General features: G+C 44.1%; 2 protein-coding genes and 1 pseudogene. All 3 read left to right on the top strand.

Translation table 11 applies throughout. The features are described 5' to 3' along the window. Positions 1-1,875, top strand: a pseudogene (locus AB3112_RS10185) (PBP1A family penicillin-binding protein); the annotation flags it as partial. Between the two features lie 72 nt (positions 1,876-1,947). After that, positions 1,948-2,292: a YlbF family regulator gene (locus tag AB3112_RS10180; protein ID WP_057910458.1), complete on the top strand. Its 345-nt coding sequence runs from the start codon at positions 1,948-1,950 to the stop codon at positions 2,290-2,292. Between the two features lie 75 nt (positions 2,293-2,367). After that, positions 2,368-3,079: exonuclease SbcCD subunit D (locus AB3112_RS10175; RefSeq protein WP_367334428.1), on the top strand; the 712-nt coding region annotated here is incomplete at its 3' end.

Here is a 3,079-nt window from a genome sequence, read left to right as displayed (position 1 = left end):
GACGTTAATAATAAAAAGGCTGGCGAACTATAGGCCCAAAAGGGAACCTATGTCCATCTCAATCAGGTTTCCGCAAATGTACCAAAGGCCGTCTTATCTACCGAAGATCGTAATTTTTACCATGAATATGGATTTTCATTCAAAGGAATTGCCAGGGCAATGCTCTTGTTGGTCAAAAACAAGCTTTTACACCGCGATTACATTAGTGGTGGGGGAAGTACGCTGACACAACAATTGGTCAAGAATGCCTACCTATCTCAAGAACAGACTATGACCCGAAAGCTCAAGGAGCTGTTTCTTTCGATTCAAGTCGAAAATGTCTATTCCAAGAATGAAATTTTGACGATGTATTTGAACAACGCTTACTTTGGAAATGGTGTTTGGGGTGTTCAAGATGCAGCTCGAAAGTATTTTGGTGAAAATGCCGTCGATCTCTCAGTACCCGATTCTGCGGTATTGGCAGGGATGCTGACATCGCCGAGTGCCTTTAATCCAATCGACCACCCCAAGGCTGCTAAATGGCGGCGAAATGTCGTATTGCAATTAATGGTTGAAAACCATAAGCTCACCCAAGCTCAAGCCAACTATTATAAAAAGACACCAATTACGCTTCGCGATACTTATGTTCGAAAAGATGGTTATCGCTATCCGTATTACTTTGATGCCGTGATTGATGAGGCCATCAGCAAGTATGGAATGACTGAATCGGAAATCATGAACCGAGGGTACCGAATTTACACGAATTTAAATCAATCACAACAAAAGGCAATGCAGACCAATTTTGATAATAATGCGCTGTTCCCAGCCAATGCGTCTGACGGGACCGAAGTTCAAGCCGCTTCGATTGGTGTCTCACCGACAACGGGTGGCGTCACTGCGGTTGTTGGTGGCCGAGGGAAACACGTTTTCCGTGGCTATAATCGAGCGACCCAGATTCGAAGACAACCCGGATCCACTATGAAGCCATTGGCCGTTTATACCCCTGCATTGGAAGCCGGCTATAAATTTGATTCCGAATTGGTCGACAAGAAGAAGTCGTACGGGACTAATCACTATACCCCGAAGAACTACAACAACGTTTATCAGGGCAAAGTCCCAATGTACGAGGCGCTGGCGCAGAGTATGAATGCCCCGGCGGTTTGGTTGCTGAATCAAATTGGGGTCAATCGTGGTTATGAATCGGTTAAGGACTTTAACATTCCGGTTACGAAAAAGGACAAGAACCTGGCGTTGGCACTGGGTGGCCTTTCCGGAGGTGTCTCGCCACAACAAATGGCCGGCGCCTATACCGCATTTGCCAACGGCGGAAAGATCGTCAAACCGTTTTACATTCGAAAGATTGTTGATTCTACTGGCAAAGTTGTCGTCGACAATACGGCCAAGCAGGAAGGCAGGCAGATTATGTCGTCTTCAGTTGCCAAACAAATGACCAGTATGATGCTCGGCGTCTTTAACAATGGAACCGGTGTTGATGCCAAACCGTATGGCTATTCAGTCGCCGGAAAAACCGGTAGTACGGAAGCGGACAATACGGGTTCTTCGGACGCAACCAAGGATAAATGGATTATTGGGTATACGCCGGACCTGGTTGTGGCAACTTGGGAGGGATTCGACAGCACGAGTCAGGCCCATCACTTGGAGAATTTAAGTGGCACCGGTGTCGGCCCGTTGTTTAAGAACGAAATGCAGACCATGCTGCCGTACACCAAGAATTCAAGCTTCAACACGAAGGATGCCCAATCAATTGTCCAAAGTGAGAACACCAATGATAACTTATGGGATACGATTCAGAAGAAAACCAACAAGTATGGTAATGAAATTAGCCAAAAAGCTAAGGACCTTATCAATGATGCCAAGAGCTGGTTCAAACATTAAACCAGATAACCGAGAAGCGATTCCAGGAATGTGTTAAACTTAAATAAATCAATAGTTAGGGGAATATATTTAATGAATGAAAAAATGACTGCCACCGTGAACCAATTACAAACAGAATTGATCGCTTCGGATGAATTCACTGAAATCCAGCAAGCGTATGATAATCTGAAGGGCAATCTTGATGACTACAAAGTCTTCAATGATTTTCAACAGGCACAACAAGCTTTGCAGCAAAAACAAATGCAGGGCGTTCAGCCAACCCAAGATGAAATTTCAAATATTCAAGCAATTGCCGGAAAGATGCGCGAAAGTCAGCTGATCTCCGCACTGATGACCAAAGAAAAAGCACTCAGCGAACTGTTGTCCGATATTAATGAAACAGTCACTAAGCCCATCAGTGATCTTTACCGCTCATAATCAAAACAAACGCCGGAATTAGTTTACATCTAATTCGGCGTTTTTACGTACATATATATTAGGGAGGACGGCATTGTGAAATTCATTCATACAGCAGATTTACATTTGGACAGCCCATTTTTAGGGCTTAAGAATCATTCGCTTCCAGATGACCTTTGGGAGAAAATACATCAGTCCACTTTTGATTCGTTTCAAAAAATTATTGATGAAGCGATTAATGACCAGGTCGATTTTGTTTTGTTGGTCGGGGATTTATTTGATCGCGAGGAACGCAGTGTGGCTGCCGATGCATTCTTGATGGCCCAATTAAACCGACTAAAGGACCATGAGATTGATGCCTTTATCAGTTTTGGAAATCACGATTATTCCACCGCTGATCCATCATCCTTTGGCTACCCGGATAACACCCACGTTTTTTCCAACCAGGTAGAGACTAAGAAATATCGACTAGATAACGGTCAAGTCGTGGCAATTAGTGGATTTAGTTTTGATAAGCAGTGGATTACGGATCCGATGATTCAAGACTATCCGCAGGCCTTTTCTGATGCAACTTGGAATATTGGCATGCTGCATGGAAGTCTCAGTACCTTAAATTCTCCTGAAGCCAACTATGCACCGTTTACGCTTAATCAGCTTGAAGAAAAGGGGTACGACTACTGGGCCCTCGGACATATTCACAAGCGCCAGGCACTTAATAAACAAGGCACCATTAACTATTCTGGTAACACTCAGGGACGACACATCAATGAAACCGGTGAAAAGGGATTACTGTTGGTTGAAAGTGATG

Origin of the sequence: Lentilactobacillus sp. (genome assembly GCF_040773105.1) — a bacterium.
GTDB lineage: Bacteria > Bacillota > Bacilli > Lactobacillales > Lactobacillaceae > Lentilactobacillus > Lentilactobacillus parabuchneri.
This window is presented reverse-complemented; position numbering and strand designations above follow the sequence as displayed.

Coding starts and splice junctions, on each gene's coding strand:
- AB3112_RS10180 (WP_057910458.1), top strand. CDS start 1,948: ATGAATGAAAAAATGACTGCCACCGTGAACCAATTACAAACAGAATTG.